Here is a 17,750-nt window from a genome sequence, read left to right as displayed (position 1 = left end):
CGCGATGAGAAAAAGTAACCAAACACTACAGGGGCTAGATGCAGTACTAGCCCCTGCTATAGAAAGAGCCGTATGCCCCTCATTTTCTGGCAAGACTCCCACCGCATTTGATATTGGGATTAAACTACATCGAGAGCTCGATAATACCCGTACATCCCTATCAGAAGCACTCTATAAAATAGACCTTGCCAATGATGATATAGGTGTAAAACAAGCCCAGATGCATCAGTTACAGAGCATGCGCCCCTATAATACAGATGCTGTAGACACCAATGATTATATCAGAAAAGCCAATAACGGCTATCAGGTATGGGATGGCAATCGATGGACACAGCTCTCTAAAGATGCCAAAATAAAAATAACTAGTGAGCGTAGCGAAGCCACCAATAATAAGCTTGCTGTAGTCATACAAGCAGAAGATACCAGTACCAATACGCAGATTTTTTTTGTAGATGATAATGTATACAAGCGCGGTGGGGAGATCAGTTATAATGGTAGTATCAGAGATAATCCAGAACTTAGCCCTAGGATGATAAATGAGGAGATCAACTGGCAGAGCATACTATATGATGCCACCAAGATGGGAGTTGCTACAACAGGTAAGGCTGCCGGAGCACTAAGTCTGACCCGTATCGGCAATCTTACCCCGTGGCATAAAGGCGCAAACCTTCATAAAGCAGTAGGATGGTATCGCAATAAAGAAGGGATCTACCGTAGCCTAAGTAGTCAGCGTAATACCATAGGTGCCGGTGGGCACCGTGTAGGCGCACGTACTGCTGCCAAGAGTGTAAAACATCTTAAACTCCTAGGGAGAGGTGCTGCCATAATCAGTGTTGGGATTAGTGTATATGAAGGATATGATGCATATAAAAAAGACTACTCTAATAAAAATGAAGTAATTACAAAAGCAAGTATTGATATATCTATGGCGTTGATCGGTGCTTGGGGTGGTCCTGTAGGTTGGGCAATCTCTGGGAGTTATTTTATTTTATCGACTACAGGGGCATTTGGGGATTGGGGAACCCCCAGTGGAGTAAACAGTAATGGAATCCCCTATGGCAGTCCCAATTTTGGTACGACGGGGGGAGCATCTAGCCAATATACCGATGAGTTTACTATAGACTATGTACCCCCAATAGAGCATAAACGCAGTATGATGCGAGAACGCTTATACCGTATGCAAGATCATACTACTGTACAACCACAAGTACATTATCAGGTAAATATGGAGGGGCAAGACTTCTTCCCTAGAAATCAATACTATACTAAATTTTAAAAAAGAAAACGATGGATTTAGATACTTTTATTTACTTATCAGCAATACTTATTCCTCTATCTGCTTTTGTATTTTTAAGAAAGTATATAGATAAAAATAATTTATGGTTTATCACTGGGGGGGGGATAGTAACTATAGTTGGATATCTATCTATCTATATAAGTACTATAGAAGATAAAAAAGTACTTTATATTAATATGATTGTTCCTTTATATGCGGCTTTACTATATAAAGGAATATCTTACTTGTTTTTTAAACAATTCAATAGATTACCTATAGATACATTTTTTGAGCATGAAGGGAATATTTGGGATCGCTTATTTAATATTATATATACTTTTTTAATAACCGTTGTACCTTTACTTTTATTACTTTTTATATGAGAACATAAACGCGGTATGATGCGAGAACGCTTATACCATATGCAAGACCATACTGCTGTACAACCACAGGTACACTATCAGGTAAATATGGAGGGGCAAGACTTCTTCCCTAGAAATCAATAGTATACTAAATTTTAAAAAAGAAAAACGTATGGATTTAACTTCAATAATTTTCATATCAGGTATACTCATCCCTCTATCTGTATTTTTCTTTTATAGAAAACAATTAGAAAATAACGCCCAATGGTTTATCATTGGGGGAGGGATAATCGCACTAATCGGTATATCTATCTATATGACTAGTATAGAAATAGAAGAAGAAAGGATTTTATATCTAAGCTTGCTTACCCCACTATATGCAACCCTGTTATATAAAGGGATGATTTACCTGTTTGTAAAGCTATTTGATAGGATGCCAGTAGATACTACTTTTGAGTTTCATGTTAATATACGAGATGTTTTATTTAATCTTTTATATTTTATTATGATAACTATTGTTCCTATGTTAGCTGCAATAAAAACTCAAAACTGATCAAATATTTAGACATGAAATTGACCAATTTTAAAATAATACTACTGATTTTAATTCCTATTGTCCTAAACGCATGCCAATCTGATTATAGGATTGAATTCCCTGAACTTTATGCTAAGTGGATTGAAACAGAAGAAAGTGTTGGTTACACTTCCGATCAGATACACACCTTAACTATCACAAAAGATGGAAAATATCATAATAAAATAAGTACAGCTGCGGACTCTGCTCTTAGTTTTTTTAACGGAACTTATAAATTGGATAAAGAAAAGTATTTGATAAAAATCACTAATGACGGATATGCTTTGAAGGACATGACTTTGAAAAAACTTACCGAATCTGAAATGATTGTTGAAATTACGGAGGAATTCGAGGGATCTACACTTCTGTACTTTTCAAAATAATAAAGCAGCTAACAATGGCTATAATTAATACGGGTTTTGGTGTTTAATCCAAAGCTTGTGCCTATTTATAAAGTTCGCCAAATCTTTTGATTTGGCTTTAAAATGAAAAAATTAAAACAAAATAAAAAGTTTTGGCTAAGTGCTTAATCGAAAGTTTAGTACTTTTAAATCCCGTACTAATCATAGCCGAGACGTTTACTATAATATATTTTGGAGAACTAGCCAGAGCAGCAGCAAGAACATAAACGCGGTATGATGCGAGAACGCTTATACCGTATGCAAGATCATACTACTGTGCAACCACAAGTACACTATCAGGTAAATATGGAAGGACAAGACTTCTTTCCTAGACAAGAATTTTATACTAAATTTAAACAAAGAAAAACTTATGGATATACGTATTTCTGTTTCTTTAATATGTATACTTACCCCTCTTTTTGTATTTGTATTTTTAAGAAAATACTTAGATAAAAACAACTTATGGTTTATTATTGGGGGAGTGGTGATTGCTCTGATAGGTTGTATATGTACATATATAAGCGATGTAGATCATAAAAAAATACTTTATGTTAATATGTTGACCCCTTTATACGCAATGTCTCTCTATAAGGGATTAACTTATTTATTTATAAAACAGTTTGGAAGAATGCCTATAGATACTTTTTTTGAATACGAGGGGAGTATATGGGATCGCTTATTTAATATTATATTTTTTATTTTGATGATTCTTGTACCTATGTTTACTATCATATATTTTATTGAGTTAGCCAATGCTGCTCTATATGGGCATTTGGGGATTGGGGTACAATTTCTCAACCTTATGATGTATCTGTATTAGGTCATTTTCTTTGCTATCTAAATCTTTAAGTATTTGTTTTTTACAATCATTAAAAACATCTTTCAGATCTTTAAAAACGTCTTGATAATAAGAAACTCCTGTTCTTAAATTGTCTATGAATCTGAGGAAGTATTTTTGTTGTTTTTTATCGATCTCTAACTCACTAATTTCGTTTAGTTTATTTTTTAAATAGTCTATATAGATCGTCAATTCTTTAATAAACATATTAGGACGATCTGATCGAGAGATCATATTATTTCTTCCATAAATATGATCGGTGATCTCACGCAGGCTCATTATTTTAGAAAAATAAGCCATATTAGGACCTGGACAAATCGATACTCCTTTACCCTCTGTTTTAGTATCGATATCATGTACTAATAATGCAGCTGTTCCTAGACCTACACAGGTACAGGATTTTTCTATAATTTTATGATACTTTTTTTTATATTCTTCTTCAGAAAGGTTTTCTTTCTCTAATTGAGTAATCTGTAGATGCTGATATTGTCGGGATGCTGTACATATTCCTTTTTCTGTATGTTCTTTATTTAAAGCTACATATTTTTTAGGGCAAGAGCTTCCGGGTCTCCCTTTATCAATCAATAGTTGCTTCTCTGCATCTTTGGTATTTCCTTTTAGACTATTAAATGGAATCCCTAAAGGTGATATATCACTTAGGTATAGGTCTTTTTCTTCTGCTATTACTAGTTTCTCTAGAGTATCATTATCTACTGTAGTTGCTTCTGGAACTAAGAGAAAAGGGGTTCCCCAGCCTACAGAATCAACTTGATAATGGTTTAATAAAAACTGATGCTCTTCTGCATTTCCTACTCCTCCCTGTGCTGTTATTTTTATAGGTAATGGAGATTGAGGTACAGGACGGTTTTTGGCTACTAATGCTGTACTCAGAATTGTATGAATGGATGCTATTAATTCTTTTTTATGATCTCTAAATTGAGCTAAAATGGGACCTATCAAAAAACCATCTGTTGCAAAGGCATGTCCCCCACAATTAAGCCCTGATTCTATTCTGTATTCTGATACCCATATCCCTTTTTTGGCTAAAAATTTGCCTTGTATTAAAGCAGATCTGTAGTCACTAACCTTTAAAACAATTTTCTTTTTTATGTGTCCTTCTAAGTCTGGGTAAAAGTCTTCGAATTGTTCTATATAGCTATATAGTCTAGGATTCATGCCTGCTGATAAGATTAAGGACGAGCATAAATCGCTATTGGCATACCCTCTTAATGCGGCGTGTGCATCATTATAGATGGATGGTAGTTTTTCTTTGTCTTTATAGTTTTCTTTATCAACTTTGGTCATGATATTAACATCAATACTACCTCTTGATAAGTTATTTTCTATCCAGTTTTTGATTTCGCTTATATTAAAATTATTGGATAGTAAACGTTGGAACTCTTGTTTTAACTCAGAGGCATCAGGCAATATATCAATGTCTTGTTTTAAATCTCTACTGTATCCTTTAGCAATATCTTTTAGTGCTTCAAATTTTTGTTCTGCGATGCTATTGATCAAATTTAGATATGAGGTTATTCTTTTGGCTCTAAAGTCTTCTATGTTTTCGGTAATCTCGGTATAAGCAACCTGAAATTTAGCACTATATACTTTCCTTAGTTTTTCTAATAGTATATCATCAACTAATGAAATTACAGAATCAATTCCTAGGTGCGAGACTTTTAGTGCCGTATCGATAGTAAAACCTATTCCCATAACAGGAATATGAAATGTATGTGCTTTCATCTTAATATATATTATTTAGTTTTTTAGACTTCTATAAAAAATCTAAAAACTAGATGTTTATTCGTAGTAGTAATAGATTTATTTTGGTAAAAAAAAGCATTGCAGATTCATTAAAATATGATAAATATCATAATCTGTTTTATTTTGGTTCTTATCAAAGAAGAATTACATGTATAAATACTTCATTTTTTTAGACCAATTATAGTTTTTTAACTGGAGTTCGTATATGGTAACATGGCTAAATCCTGCTAATGAATCTTGCTCTATAAATTCCATCCTATTAGGTCTAACTAGATATCCTCCCCAATAATCAGGCATTGGTATCGTTTGATTTTGGTATTTAGTTTCATAGTATCTTAGACGATTATCTAATATTTTTCGAGAAGAAACTATCTCGCTCTGGTGAGATGCCCAAGCACTTAGCTTACTTCCTTCTGGGCGAGATTCAAAATATCCTTCGGATATATTTCTATCAATCTTTTCTGCTTTTCCGGATATATATACTTGTCGTTTTGCTGTTGTCCAATTAAAGATGATAGAAACCTTATTATTAGTTGTAATTGCTCGTCCTTTTTCACTATTGTAGTTGGTAAAAAAGATAAAACCCTCCCAAGTAAAACGTTTTAATAATACAATTCTACCTTTGGGAGAACCATCTACCCCGATGGTGGAAAGTAGCATTGCATTTACTTCATCCTCGGGATGGGCTTTATCAACTTCATAAAACCATTGTTGGAAATGTTCAATTGGGTTATGATCATCAGAAGTACTCATGCTTGTTTTGATATTATTTTTTTTCCAGACCAGTTTGTAAGCACTGTAACATATACAACAATAGAGATAGAACTCAGAGGCATTAATATTGCTGCTATCACAGGTGATAGTTGCCCTGTAACGGCAAAATATAATCCTATAATATTATACATAAACGATAGTGCAAAACTTGATTTAATAATTGTAATTGCTTTTTTAGATACATCGAGGTAAGATGATATCATATCAAATTTTGAAGCATCCAAAATAGCATCACATGCTGGAGAAAATACATTTACATTTTCTGAAACAGCTATTCCTACATTACTTTGTGCCAAAGCTCCTGCATCATTTAATCCATCACCAACCATTACAACATCTCGATTTTGCTGTTGTAATGATTTGATATAATTTAATTTATCGTCTGGTTTTTGATCAAATAATAGTGACGTATTTTCTGGGAGTAGTTTTTCTAAATATTCTTTTTCTCCTTCATTATCACCTGATAAAATTGCTAGTTTATAATTCTTATACAATTGCCTAAAAACTTTTTCAACTCCTTTTCTATACTGGTTATGAAACACGTAACGTCCCTTATAATGCTTATTAGTACTGATATGAACGGTTGTGTTTTTAGTCTTAGACTCTGTATTCTTTCCTATAAAGCTTGCCGAACCTATTTTAATAGTATCATCTTCTAACCTGCCTTTAATCCCTTTTCCTATATACTCCTCATACTCGTCTAATGTTAAAATATCATGCGCTGCTAGTATATTATATAGTGCTCTACTAAGTGGATGATTCGATGATCTTAATGTATTCTTAAGTAGTGCTTCTTCTGCTACTGTTAGTTTCATTCCTTCATATACCACTTCATTTGTTTGCATAGAAGTAATTGTTCCTGTTTTATCAAAAATCATTGTATCTGATAGGGCTAATCGCTCGATAACATCTGCATTTTTTAAATAAAACTTGGTTTTTCCGAAGAGACGAAGGATATTACCCAATGCAAAAGGTCTTGCTAATGCTAGTGCGCAAGGGCATGCTATAATCAGTACTGCTGTAAATACTTGTGCGGCTTTTGATGAGTCTACGAACAACCAAAAAGTAGTTGCAATTACTGCTATACATAAAATTGTGATAGTAAAATATTTACTAATTGTATCCGTCAGATTAGTAAACGAAGCTGATTTATCTCTATTAAATACATCATTGCTCCATAATTGTGTAAGATAGCTTTGTTCTACTGATTTTAAAACTTCAATTTCTATGGCTCCATAAAGTTGTCTCCCTCCTGCAAAAAGAGTATCGCCGGATTGTTTAGCAACTGATTTACTTTCTCCTGTTACAAAACTATAATCAATTTGTGCATTACCATTAATCAGAATAGCATCTACAGGAATTAACTCTCCGTTTCTGATCAATAATCGATCTCCTTTCTTAATATCATATACTTGTATGCTTTCTTCTTCTTTTTTTATATTAGATGTATCAGTAAGTTTGGTTACTGCAATAGGAAAATAGGACTTATAATCTCTCTCAAAAGATAAAAAGGAATAGGTTTTTTGTTGAAAAAATTTTCCTAATAACAGAAAGAATACTAATCCTGTAAGGCTATCAAAAAAACCGGTCCCCCAATCAAAAATAATCTCTACAGTACTCCTTATAAAAAGTACTAAAATCCCAAGTGCAATGGGTACATCAATATTTAATATTCTAGATCGTAATCCTTTATAAGCCGAAATAAAATAGTCCTGAGCAGCATAAAATACAACAGGTAGTGAAAATGCAAACATCAACCACCGAAAAACAAATTTATATTGCTCTAACCAATATTCTGACACTTCAAAATATTCAGGGAACGATAAAAACATTACATTTCCGAAAGCAAAACCAGCAATCCCAAGTTTATAAATCAAACTTCGATTTACTTGCCTCTCTCCTGTAGTATAGTCATCCAAACTGATATAAGGTTCATAACCGATAGAGTTTAGTAAAACAACTAGCATCTTAAGCGAAATACGATCATTATTAAACGTTATACGAACTGTTTTCTTAGGGAAATTAACCTGAGATGCTGTAATTGCTGGTTGAAGCTTATGTAGGTTTTCTAATATCCAAATACAAGAACTACAATGCATATGAGGGATATATAGTGTAATGATTTCGGTATTTCCATCGCTAAATTCTATTAATTTTTTAGCAATGGCAGGAGTATCTAGGTAATCATATTTTCCTATGACTTCTTCAGGAATGGCTCCAGGAGCTGATTGTAAATCATAATAACAGGATAGATCATTAGAAGAAAAAATATCATACACCGTTTTGCATCCATTACAACAGAATATTTTTTGATCAAATTTGATTACTGTCTTATTGCAATCATTCCCACAGTGAAAACAAGTAGACTCTGACATAGAATTTATTTGTTGCAAATTTTAAAAACCTCTACTGAATATTCTATGATAAATATCATACTTCTGTAATCGACACAGTTTATCAATACCTGACTATAAATCAGCGCTATATATTGGTTTTTTTGAAAAAAAAATCAGAAAACAAAACTACACAAGGCATTTAAGAAATACTTAAACTACTGTTTTACATCAATTAATTAACGTTTTAATAATAAAATTAACCTCTTTACTATTTTTTCAAGATATAAATTTACCAAGTGTTCAAAATAAAAAAGATGCAAGTACTAGAAAAAGACGATAGAATAATTATTAATTGGTTAACGGATAATACTTCTGATACTTTTTTTTATGCTTGGTTAAGGGATAATACCCCTAAAAACCGCCATAAAAATGGGCAAAAACTCACCGAGTCTATAACTATTGATCTAGAGAGTAGACCTAAATCAATTAAGACTACTGAAAATTCTTTGTGGATTGAATGGGACAATGGTACTGTAGAGTATTCTTATTCTTATTTAAAGAATATGCTTTCTAAAAAAGAATATAAAACTACTCTATGGAGTCAGTTGTCGGAATATTCTATTTTTGATTATCAAACTATAATTTCTGATCAAAAAATACTCTTAGAATGTCTTAAAAACATAAGAGAATATGGCTTCACTCAAATAACTAATGTTCCTACCGAAACCAAAAAATTATTGGAAGTAGTTGCTCTTTTTGGCTACGTAAGAGAAACCAATTACGGAAAATACTATGATGTAATTGCTAAAAATGATCCAGAAAATTTAGCGGATACACAATTAGGTTTACCTCCACATACTGACAATCCATATAGAAATCCAACACCTACAATTCAATTATTGCATTGTTTAAAATCGGATACTACAGGAGGAGAAACTATTTTGATAGATGGATTTAATGTAGCTACAAAACTAAGAGAAAACTATCCTGAGTATTTTGAGGTACTGAGTCGTTATTTAGTACAATTTGAGTTTAAGAGCAGTGAGCATTGGCTTAAAAATGAAGCTCCAATTATTCAGTTAGATCTTCAAAAAAACATAGAAAAAATAAAATTTAATAATCGATCTATTCAGCCTTTTAATTTTAGTGATGATATCATGCTAACCTATTATAAAGCATACCAATATTTTGAAAACCAACTTCAAAATAGAGACAATCAATTGCAGTTTAAACTAAATCCTTCTGATTTAATTATTTATGACAATGAACGAATTTTACATGGCAGAACATCATATAGCTTACATGGAGAACGTCATTTACAGGGTTGTTATACCGATAAAGATGCTTTATATAGTAAAATAAATATCTTAGAACAAGATGTATAATGAGTACTAAAGTACGGCTTGTTTTACATATAGGTTTATCAGCTTTTATTATTTATTTCTGTATGTATGCCTTTAGAAAACCATTTACAGCAGCTACTTTTGAGGGGTTACAACTATTAGGGATAAGTTTTAAAGTAGTTTTAGTTATTGCTCAAGTGATTGGGTATACATTAAGTAAGTTTATAGGAATTAAATTTATTTCTGGTACGGGCTTTAAAAATAGAGCTACATATATTATTGGTTTCATTTTATTTGCTGAGCTAGCTTTATTAGGCTTTGCGATAGTTCCGCAACAGTATAAATCTATTTTTTTAGTACTTAATGGAATGCCACTTGGAATGATTTGGGGATTAGTTTTTTCTTATTTAGAGGGGAGAACAATAACTGAAGTATTGGCTGCAATCTTAAGTGCAAGCTATATTATTGCTTCAGGAATGACAAAATCTGTAGGAAAATTGTTGATGACTAACTATAATATTTCAGAATTTTGGATGCCTTTCTATACAGGTGCTTTATTTATTATTCCATTATTTATTGCTGTTTGGAGTATCGAGAAAATTCCACCTCCCACAAAAGAGGACATTAAAAACAGAAATAAAAGAGTCGTTATGACAGATAACGATCGAAAAAAGATGTTCTCTCAATTAGCTCCTGGTCTAATTGCTTTAATCATATTACTATTCTTAATGACTGGCTTTAGAGATTTGCGTGATAATTTTGTAGCAGAATTATGGAAAAAACTAGGGCACGGAAATTCTGCGGCATTATTTACACAAACTGAAGTTTGGATAACTATATTTATTTTATTTATACTAGGGTTATTTATTTTTATAAAGGATAATTTAAAAGCGTTATCTACCATGCAGATTTTAATGTTTCTGGGATTACTACTTCAACTTATCATTACTTTTTTATACCAAGTGACTCAAAATATTTCTCCATTTTGGTGGATGACATTATCTGGTTTAGGTCTTTTTATGACCTATGTCCCATTAGGAAGCATGGTTTTTGAACGTATTTCATCACTTTTTAAATTTAAAAGTAATGCTGGTTTTTTAATTTATGTTGCAGATGCCATAAGCTACTCAGGTACAGTATTAATTTTACTCGTAAAAGAACTGTTTTACCCTAAAACTTCTATATATGAGTATTTTACGCAGATGATTTATATCTGTAGTATTCTAGGAATTGGGTGTTTACTTTTTTCCTTTTTTTATTTTAAAAAACGTTTTTATGCGCTCAAATAATATTATTGCTAAGGAAATCATTTCAATCTATAAAAAACATGGACATATAGAATATGGAGAACAATGTAGTATGTTGTCACACAGTGTTCAAACTGGGTTAATCGCAAAAGAAAAAGGATATGATAGAGAATTAATACTCTCTGGGTTTTTACATGATATTGGGCATTTAACACCTTTAGAGTTTCAAAAAGACGAATTAAAAACTATGGGGGATTTTGGTATAGATGCACATGATAAGTGGGGAGAAATTTATCTAAAAGAAAAAGGGTTTTCTAATCGAGTTATTGCTCCTGTTGCTAATCATGTAAAATCCAAAAGATACTTATGTTTTATAGATCCATTATATTTTAATAGGTTATCTTTTGCTAGTAAAAAAACACTAGAATACCAAGGAGGTATAATGAATAAGGAAGAGGCATCTAATTTTGAAAAAGAACTATTTTTTTTAGAGTCAATAGTGATTCGTAAAGCAGAAGAGGAAGCAAAGATTAAAAATTTTGTTGTTCTCGATAGTCATCTGGAGTATTTCCAAAAACTGATGTAATTACAAATAGCTCCACTTCTTTTTGATCTCTCTTACATCTATTGAAACTGATATAAGTCATAGTTCTTACTATAATGATTTTCTAATTTTGGGTAGTATCCAAAATTAGAATAATGAGAAAAATAGTAATCCCTACAGATTTTTCAGAAAATGCCATGAATGCTTTGCGATATGCGGCAGAGTTATTTAAGTATGAACATTCTTGTTTTTTTATAATACATGTATACGCTGATGAAGTGTACAATACTAGTACTCTAGCTTCTCAGGATGTTTTTGAAAAATTAAAAGAGATGATGCATAAAACCTCAGATATAGCATTAGAAAAAGTCTGTTCTACCATACAACAGGTTTCGCCAAACCCTCGACATAACTATACAATATTATCTAAGTTTGGAAATCTGACAAACGAACTCAATGATTTGGTAAATCAGGAGAATATAGATATTATAGTCATGGGTACAAAAGGAAAGACTAATGATAGAAAACTAACTTTTGGGAGTAATACACTACAGGTTTTAAAGCATGTGAATTGTCCGTTACTTGCTATTCCTGATAACTGTAGTTATCATCGCCCAAAAAACATTTTATTTCCTACAAACTATCTACTACCATTTAAACGACGAGAATTAAAATTACTAAACACATTAACAAAAAGTTTTAGGTCTATTATCCATTTTCTTCATGTTTCTAATTATAATAAACTTTCTATTAGGCAAAAGGACAACAAAAAATTTTTAAAAACGTCATTACCCGATATAGAGTTAGTTTTTCATAATGAAGATGCAGAAGACCTTACAGCAGCAATTAATGTATTTATTAGAAAAAATACTATAGATTTTTTGGTTATGATCAACTCTAGACATTCTTATTTAGAAAGTATTCTATATCAATCTGCCATAGATAAAATAGGTTTGCATATTAAAATTCCTTTTTTAGCTATGCAGAATTTAGAAAGATCTTAAACTTTTTTAGCCCGTTTAACATCTAGTCATCCATATCATGGATGATTATAGAAATATTAAAAATACTAAAAAAATATACTACAATGAAACGAGTTCTGTTACCCACTGATTTTTCGGATAATGCATGGAATGCAATACGATATGCTATGCTTTTTTTAAAAGATGAAGAGATTACCTTTTATCTTCTTAATACCTTTACTCCTACTTCTTATCATATGGGGTATCTTGTTGAAAATCCACTACCTTATAGAATTGATGATATTTCTATGAAGAACTCAGAACGAGATCTAGAAATAATAGAACATAAAATAAAAGAGGAGTTTAAAAACTTAAGACATCGTTTTATAAAATTATCAGCATTTAATACTTTAATTGGTGAGATTATAAAAGTCGTAGACCACTATCATATCGATCTTATCATAATGGGTACCAAAGGAGCAACTGGTGCTAAAGAAATTTTTATAGGTACACATACAATGTATACTATAAAAAAAGTAAACTGCCCTATTATTGCAGTTCCTTCGGATTATAGGTTCGAAGAACCTAAGGATATCTTATTTCCTACGGATTACAACCTTAGTATGGATAACACATCTTTACCTTTAGTAAAAGAAATATGTAACAAACACTTATCCAGACTCCACATCTTAAATGCTTATTATGGAGTGGCATTAGATAGTAATCAACAAAAAACAAAAGATAATCTAGATACCTATTTTAAGGATACTGCTCATGTTTTTCATATTGCAGAAGACATGGATGTTTTAGAAGCAGTAGAAAATTTTGAAAAAAAATATAAAGTCAATTTATTGGTCATGGTCCATAATAAGCATTCTTTTTTTGAAAATCTTTTGTTTAAACCTGTGATTAATCAGATAGCTTATCATACTAATATTCCGTTTTTGGTAATTCCTTCAAAAGAAAGGATGCAATGATATTAACTTTAGTGCTTATCGTTTACAGGTCTGTAAATACATACCAGAATTAAAATAAATGAACCCTAGTCCCTACAGATCTCTTAATCGAATATATCATAGATCAGAAGTGACTCCAATTCTTGATGTTTTAACTATCAAAAATGCCATCTAATGATTTGTTTATTAAACAATTAGAAATTAACATCCCAATAACACCCTATTATAAACATAGTTTTTTATAGAGCATATTAAAGGAACTTATTATCAAAAAAAATAATATTTCATACTAATATCCTTTTTTTAATTATCACACAAGTAAGCTGATAATTATCATAGTTTTAGCAGAATTATTCTTATAAATTTAATGTAGTAATCCTAAAGACTTAAGTGATGAAAAAAAAGATTTTATTACCTACAGATTTTTCAAAGAATGCATGGAATGCTATAATTTATGCTTTAGAACTATATAAAAATGAAACCTGTAACTTTTATATCCTTAATGTATTTAATGCAACAGGGTATGCTATAGATAGCATGATGGTTCCTGAATCTGGAGAAAGGCTTTATGAAGAAGCTAAAGAAAAATCTGAAAAGGGATTAAGTAAGTTATTGGAAAGATTAAGTTGTAGAGATGAGAAATCAAATCATAAGTTTTTTATGATATCTCAATTTAACGGAATCTTAGAAGCGATAAAGGATACTGTTAAGAAACTAGACATAGAAATGATTGTTATGGGTACAAAAGGTGCTACCAACGCTAGTAACCTGATTTTTGGTAGTACTACCGTTCTGACTATGGAAAAGGTAAGAGATTGTCCTGTGTTGGCTATTCCTGAAAAAGCCAATTATAAAAAACCTAAAGAAATCGTATTTCCTACTGATTATAGAACTCATTTTAAACGTAGAGAACTTCAATACTTGGTAGAAATTGCAAGAATAACTAGTGCGGTTATATGTATTCTTCATATCACTACTGATGATCGCTTAGATAAAGAACAAGAAAATAATAAAACCCTATTAGAAGAATCTTTGGATGGTTTACAGTATAGTTTTCATACACTTCATAATGTAACTATCAAAGGAGGACTTAGTAGTTTTGTAGAAAGTAGAGAAAGTGACATGATCACTTTTATGAATAGAAAGCATAGTTTTTTTGGAAGCATATTTTCAACACCTATGGTAAAGAGTTTGGGATATCATTCTAGAGTGCCCGTACTGGCTTTACATGATTTTACAAATTAAGTAAGAAAAGAATGTTTCGATAAGCAGGTTACTTCCCTTTTAACTACTCACTGGATACTCTTTTTAATCATAAAATATAAGCAAATGAAGCATATTGGAATCTGGATAGACAAAGAAAAAGCACATATCATATCGGTGAAAGAAAATAGTGAAGATATGACAACTATATTGTCAGAAATTGAAAACTTTAACGTACATGGGGGTTCTGGAACACAATTTAAAGGAGGTCCACAAGATGTAGTCCAGGATAGCAAATATCTGGAACGCCAAAAACATCAATTTAAAGCATACGTAAAAAAAATAATTCCTTTTATAAAAGATACTGATAAGATTGTTATTTATGGTCCTGCAGAAACTCCGGAAAGATTCAATAAAGAATTAACCCAAAATTATAAAGATATTAGCAAAAATGTGAAGGATGTACTTAAAGCAGATAGTATGACTGATAATCAAACTAAAGCTTTGATCAGATCATATTTTAAGAAGTCTTAACATGTTTCTTAGGGTTTTGATTTCTAGGCAAGTCTTAGGGGTTTAAATTCCTAAATAAGAGATTAAAAAACCAATCCATATTAATGAGAATAACTCTATAAAACATGAACAAACTTTATCTATACATAATGATTCTTACTGGATTATTTTATAGCTGTACATCTAGTGAACTTATTGAGAACTGGAAAAACCCAGATATCAAAGTCTTTGAAGCACAAAAAGTTTTAGTTATTGGAATTACGCCAGATGAAAATGCACGAGAAGTATTCGAGAAAAAGTTAGCCTCTGCGTTAAAAAAAGGCAGAGTTAATGCTATAAAAAGTATAGATTATTTTGAAAACTCTTTTGCTTCTTCTCCTAAAACAGAAAAAGAATTGATGGCCTTAGAATCTATGCTTTTAAAAAATGGTTTTGATGCGATTTTACTTTCTAAAGTACTAGGAGTTGAAGATAAAGTTACTGTTGTAAAAGCTTTTAGAAATCTCGATAAAACATTTAACAGTTTTAGAGATGATTATTATGAGAATCAAAACATCTACTATGATGAAGAGTATTATGAAGAGTATCAGGTTTTTCATGCAGAATCATCACTGTACTGTATTTGCCCAGATAAAGAAAGAGAATTAATCTGGAAAGGATCTATCGATATTACAAAACCTGAAAATATCAGAAAAGCTGCTGGGGATTATGTTAAAGTACTGGTTTGGGCATTAAAAAGACAAGAATTATTAATTATAAAAGAATAAATCAATGAAAAACTAACAAGTACTTAGCTATATCATATCTGAATATTAAGACTATCGATCTGCTTCTTTTTTGTTCTAAATTTAGTCTTCTTGATTTTTAAAAAACGTGTGTAACTGTAATTTTGCTTCCTGATACCCATAATCGTATACTTTGTCTAAGTTACCAGAACTAAATATACCATGGTTAATAAGTTTTTGGGGCTGTATTATAATATTACAGTGTTTAAATTCTGTTTCAGCATTTGGCATTGCTCTGAGGTAATATGCACGTTGCATTACGTTATAAGAGTGTTTAAAATCACTAATTTTTGGTTTTTTAATAGGAGATACATCCACTCCTATGATTAGATCACAATGTTTTTTTAGTGGTGATACCGGAAAATTGTCTAAAATACCTCCATCTGCATATAATCCATCATTGATCATAACTGGTGTAAAAACACCAGGAAAAGCTGCAGAGGCTAATAAAGGTTTAATTAGTTCTCCGGTATGAAATACTTTTATTGTTCCTTCTATTAAATCTGTAGCAGTTACAAAAAGTTTCTTTTGCAAAGATTCAAAAGAATTTTCGGGAAAATAAGTTAACAGATCATTATAAAATTTTTCAGAATCTAAAAAACCAGGTTTTGTACGTGTAAGTCTATTAAAACTAAACAAAGGCGTGTTTTTAAAAAAATCTTTTATTTTTTCAGGAGAATATCCTCCTGCATATAATGATCCAACTATGGCTCCTGCACTAGTACCTGAAACAAAGCTTGGAGTCATTCCTGCCTCCTCCAATGCTTGTATCACGCCAATATGTGCCACTCCTTTAAAGCCTCCTCCAGAGAATACTAATCCTATATTTTTTAAGCTCTTCATTTAAGTAATAAATTTACAAAACAGGACTAAAGATCTTAGCAAAACTTTATTTTATTTTTTGTTTTAAGAGTATTCTCTATACACTTCAAAAGTTATGCTTTTTTTATATTTTATAACTATATCAACTATGCATAATCAACAATGGCACTCTTGTAGCATAACTTATTTTAGAGGTTTCTGATCCTTTAAAAAAACGATCTAAAAAAGTTTCTCTTTTACTAAACATAGCTGTCATATCAACATCCATGATTTGTACAAAACTATTAACTGCCAAGGCTGTCGGTACGTTAGTTATAGAGTGAAACGTATGGTTTATTCCTTTAAAAAACTCTTTCATATGCTTTTTTTCATCAAAATCAGCTACAGTAATAGTTTCATCTTCTCTAATTTTAAGGATACGTAAAGAAGAAGTATATTTTATAATAGCCCCCATCAATGGCTTTATATTTTCTGTATCAAAATGACCCGAACAATCTATTGCATATAAAATAGTTTTAGGATTTTTAAAGGTATACTTATGCGGAATTGCAATGATCGGGCAATCTATTCTGCGAATAACATTAAGGGTATTGCTTCCAAATATAATTTCAGCTACTCCTGTAGCGCCATTTGTACCCATAACGATTATGTCAATATCTTTATTTTTAACAGTTTGTCTAATAGCATCAATAAAAATATCATAATCAATAATGGTATGAAAAGTATAGCTCTCATTAGAATATTTTTCCTTTAAATCTTCGACTAATTTGTTAAGTTTCTTTTTTGCCTCACTAATTACAGATTGGTGAATGGAGGTGTCTGCGGGAGCAACCATTAAATCATCGGTAGTATACTTAGACACTTTCTGTACATTAAGAATATAAAAAGTACAGAGCTCATTTTTAAAAAATCCCATTGCATATTCTATAGCATTTCTGGCATTATTAGAAAAATCGGTAGGAAGCAAAATATTTTTCATGTCAATAGTGTTTTCATATATTCCAAAAATATATGCTAACACATAAAACAACTATGATATTAATCATAAAT

The 17,750-nt window shown here is 31.2% G+C and carries 17 protein-coding genes; 12 read left to right on the top strand and 5 right to left on the bottom strand.

Translation table 11 applies throughout. The annotated features are described in order from the left end of the window. The first annotated feature begins 4 nt into the window (after positions 1 to 4). The 4 genes from N456_RS20745 (at position 5) to N456_RS20730 (ending at position 2,595) form a co-directional block, all read left to right on the top strand. Complete coding sequence (locus N456_RS20745; protein ID WP_062061524.1) at positions 5 to 1,276, top strand: hypothetical protein; 1,272 nt, start codon at positions 5 to 7, stop codon at positions 1,274 to 1,276. 11 nt (positions 1,277 to 1,287) lie between these two features. Further along, entirely contained in the window at positions 1,288 to 1,659 is a 372-nt protein-coding gene (locus N456_RS20740; protein WP_062061521.1) for a hypothetical protein, read from the top strand. A 151-nt stretch (positions 1,660 to 1,810) separates the two neighbouring features. Then, complete coding sequence (locus N456_RS20735) at positions 1,811 to 2,191, top strand: hypothetical protein (RefSeq protein ID WP_062061518.1); 381 nt, start codon at positions 1,811 to 1,813, stop codon at positions 2,189 to 2,191. Between the two features lie 14 nt (positions 2,192 to 2,205). Further along, complete coding sequence (locus N456_RS20730; RefSeq protein WP_062061515.1) at positions 2,206 to 2,595, top strand: hypothetical protein; 390 nt, start codon at positions 2,206 to 2,208, stop codon at positions 2,593 to 2,595. A 778-nt stretch (positions 2,596 to 3,373) separates the two neighbouring features. Here N456_RS20730 and N456_RS20725 read toward each other — a convergent pair. From N456_RS20725 to N456_RS20715, 3 genes are all read right to left on the bottom strand, one after another. Continuing rightward, a complete protein-coding gene (locus N456_RS20725) occupies positions 3,374 to 5,194 on the bottom strand; it encodes a hypothetical protein (RefSeq protein WP_240315571.1) in 1,821 nt (606 codons plus the stop codon). Positions 5,195 to 5,359: 165 nt separating this feature from the next. Further along, a complete protein-coding gene (gene pdxH, locus N456_RS20720; RefSeq protein ID WP_062061509.1) occupies positions 5,360 to 5,968 on the bottom strand; it encodes a pyridoxamine 5'-phosphate oxidase in 609 nt (202 codons plus the stop codon). After that, positions 5,965 to 8,364: a heavy metal translocating P-type ATPase gene (locus N456_RS20715; protein WP_062061506.1), complete on the bottom strand. Its 2,400-nt coding sequence runs from the start codon at positions 8,362 to 8,364 to the stop codon at positions 5,965 to 5,967. The genes pdxH and N456_RS20715 overlap by 4 nt, the downstream gene beginning before the upstream one ends. A 275-nt stretch (positions 8,365 to 8,639) precedes the next feature. Here N456_RS20715 and N456_RS20710 point away from each other — a divergent pair, with 275 nt between their 5' ends. The 8 genes from N456_RS20710 (at position 8,640) to N456_RS20675 (ending at position 15,860) form a co-directional block, all read left to right on the top strand. Next, on the top strand, positions 8,640 to 9,710 hold the full coding sequence (locus N456_RS20710; protein WP_148639396.1) for a TauD/TfdA family dioxygenase: 1,071 nt from the start codon (positions 8,640 to 8,642) through the stop codon (positions 9,708 to 9,710). Beyond that, positions 9,710 to 10,957 (top strand): DUF5690 family protein, encoded by a 1,248-nt coding sequence (locus N456_RS20705; RefSeq protein WP_062061500.1) that lies wholly within the window; start codon positions 9,710 to 9,712, stop codon positions 10,955 to 10,957. The genes N456_RS20710 and N456_RS20705 overlap by 1 nt, the downstream gene beginning before the upstream one ends. After that, positions 10,944 to 11,501, top strand: coding sequence for an HD domain-containing protein (locus N456_RS20700; protein WP_062061496.1), 558 nt, complete (start codon positions 10,944 to 10,946; stop codon positions 11,499 to 11,501). Before N456_RS20705 ends, N456_RS20700 begins: the two co-directional genes overlap by 14 nt. 113 nt (positions 11,502 to 11,614) lie before the next feature. Then, a complete protein-coding gene (locus tag N456_RS20695; RefSeq protein WP_062061493.1) occupies positions 11,615 to 12,463 on the top strand; it encodes a universal stress protein in 849 nt (282 codons plus the stop codon). An 83-nt stretch (positions 12,464 to 12,546) separates the two neighbouring features. Next, entirely contained in the window at positions 12,547 to 13,398 is an 852-nt protein-coding gene (locus N456_RS20690; RefSeq protein ID WP_062061761.1) for a universal stress protein, read from the top strand. A 372-nt stretch (positions 13,399 to 13,770) separates the two neighbouring features. After that, complete coding sequence (locus N456_RS20685; protein WP_062061490.1) at positions 13,771 to 14,622, top strand: universal stress protein; 852 nt, start codon at positions 13,771 to 13,773, stop codon at positions 14,620 to 14,622. Between the two features lie 84 nt (positions 14,623 to 14,706). Then, entirely contained in the window at positions 14,707 to 15,114 is a 408-nt protein-coding gene (locus N456_RS20680; protein WP_062061487.1) for a hypothetical protein, read from the top strand. Positions 15,115 to 15,218: 104 nt separating this feature from the next. Then, positions 15,219 to 15,860 (top strand): hypothetical protein, encoded by a 642-nt coding sequence (locus N456_RS20675; protein ID WP_062061484.1) that lies wholly within the window; start codon positions 15,219 to 15,221, stop codon positions 15,858 to 15,860. 81 nt (positions 15,861 to 15,941) lie between these two features. Here N456_RS20675 and N456_RS20670 read toward each other — a convergent pair whose 3' ends face one another. Next, complete coding sequence (locus N456_RS20670) at positions 15,942 to 16,721, bottom strand: patatin-like phospholipase family protein (protein WP_062061481.1); 780 nt, start codon at positions 16,719 to 16,721, stop codon at positions 15,942 to 15,944. A 121-nt stretch (positions 16,722 to 16,842) separates the two neighbouring features. Then, positions 16,843 to 17,679 carry a universal stress protein gene (locus N456_RS20665; RefSeq protein ID WP_062061478.1) on the bottom strand — a complete coding sequence of 279 codons (837 nt, stop codon included), beginning with the start codon at positions 17,677 to 17,679 and terminating at the stop codon, positions 16,843 to 16,845. Positions 17,680 to 17,750 lie beyond the last annotated feature (71 nt).

It is taken from the genome of Aquimarina longa SW024 (genome assembly GCF_001401755.1).
Taxonomy (GTDB): Bacteria; Bacteroidota; Bacteroidia; order Flavobacteriales; family Flavobacteriaceae; genus Aquimarina; species Aquimarina longa.
Note: the sequence above shows the minus strand (reverse complement) of the source record. Positions and strands in the feature narration are given on the sequence as shown.

Coding starts and splice junctions, on each gene's coding strand:
- N456_RS20745 (WP_062061524.1), top strand. CDS start 5: ATGAGAAAAAGTAACCAAACACTACAGGGGCTAGATGCAGTACTAGCC.
- N456_RS20740 (WP_062061521.1), top strand. CDS start 1,288: ATGGATTTAGATACTTTTATTTACTTATCAGCAATACTTATTCCTCTA.
- N456_RS20735 (WP_062061518.1), top strand. CDS start 1,811: ATGGATTTAACTTCAATAATTTTCATATCAGGTATACTCATCCCTCTA.
- N456_RS20730 (WP_062061515.1), top strand. CDS start 2,206: ATGAAATTGACCAATTTTAAAATAATACTACTGATTTTAATTCCTATT.
- N456_RS20725 (WP_240315571.1), bottom strand. CDS start 5,194: ATGAAAGCACATACATTTCATATTCCTGTTATGGGAATAGGTTTTACT.
- pdxH (WP_062061509.1), bottom strand. CDS start 5,968: ATGAGTACTTCTGATGATCATAACCCAATTGAACATTTCCAACAATGG.
- N456_RS20715 (WP_062061506.1), bottom strand. CDS start 8,364: ATGTCAGAGTCTACTTGTTTTCACTGTGGGAATGATTGCAATAAGACA.
- N456_RS20710 (WP_148639396.1), top strand. CDS start 8,640: ATGCAAGTACTAGAAAAAGACGATAGAATAATTATTAATTGGTTAACG.
- N456_RS20705 (WP_062061500.1), top strand. CDS start 9,710: ATGAGTACTAAAGTACGGCTTGTTTTACATATAGGTTTATCAGCTTTT.
- N456_RS20700 (WP_062061496.1), top strand. CDS start 10,944: ATGCGCTCAAATAATATTATTGCTAAGGAAATCATTTCAATCTATAAA.
- N456_RS20695 (WP_062061493.1), top strand. CDS start 11,615: ATGAGAAAAATAGTAATCCCTACAGATTTTTCAGAAAATGCCATGAAT.
- N456_RS20690 (WP_062061761.1), top strand. CDS start 12,547: ATGAAACGAGTTCTGTTACCCACTGATTTTTCGGATAATGCATGGAAT.
- N456_RS20685 (WP_062061490.1), top strand. CDS start 13,771: ATGAAAAAAAAGATTTTATTACCTACAGATTTTTCAAAGAATGCATGG.
- N456_RS20680 (WP_062061487.1), top strand. CDS start 14,707: ATGAAGCATATTGGAATCTGGATAGACAAAGAAAAAGCACATATCATA.
- N456_RS20675 (WP_062061484.1), top strand. CDS start 15,219: ATGAACAAACTTTATCTATACATAATGATTCTTACTGGATTATTTTAT.
- N456_RS20670 (WP_062061481.1), bottom strand. CDS start 16,721: ATGAAGAGCTTAAAAAATATAGGATTAGTATTCTCTGGAGGAGGCTTT.
- N456_RS20665 (WP_062061478.1), bottom strand. CDS start 17,679: ATGAAAAATATTTTGCTTCCTACCGATTTTTCTAATAATGCCAGAAAT.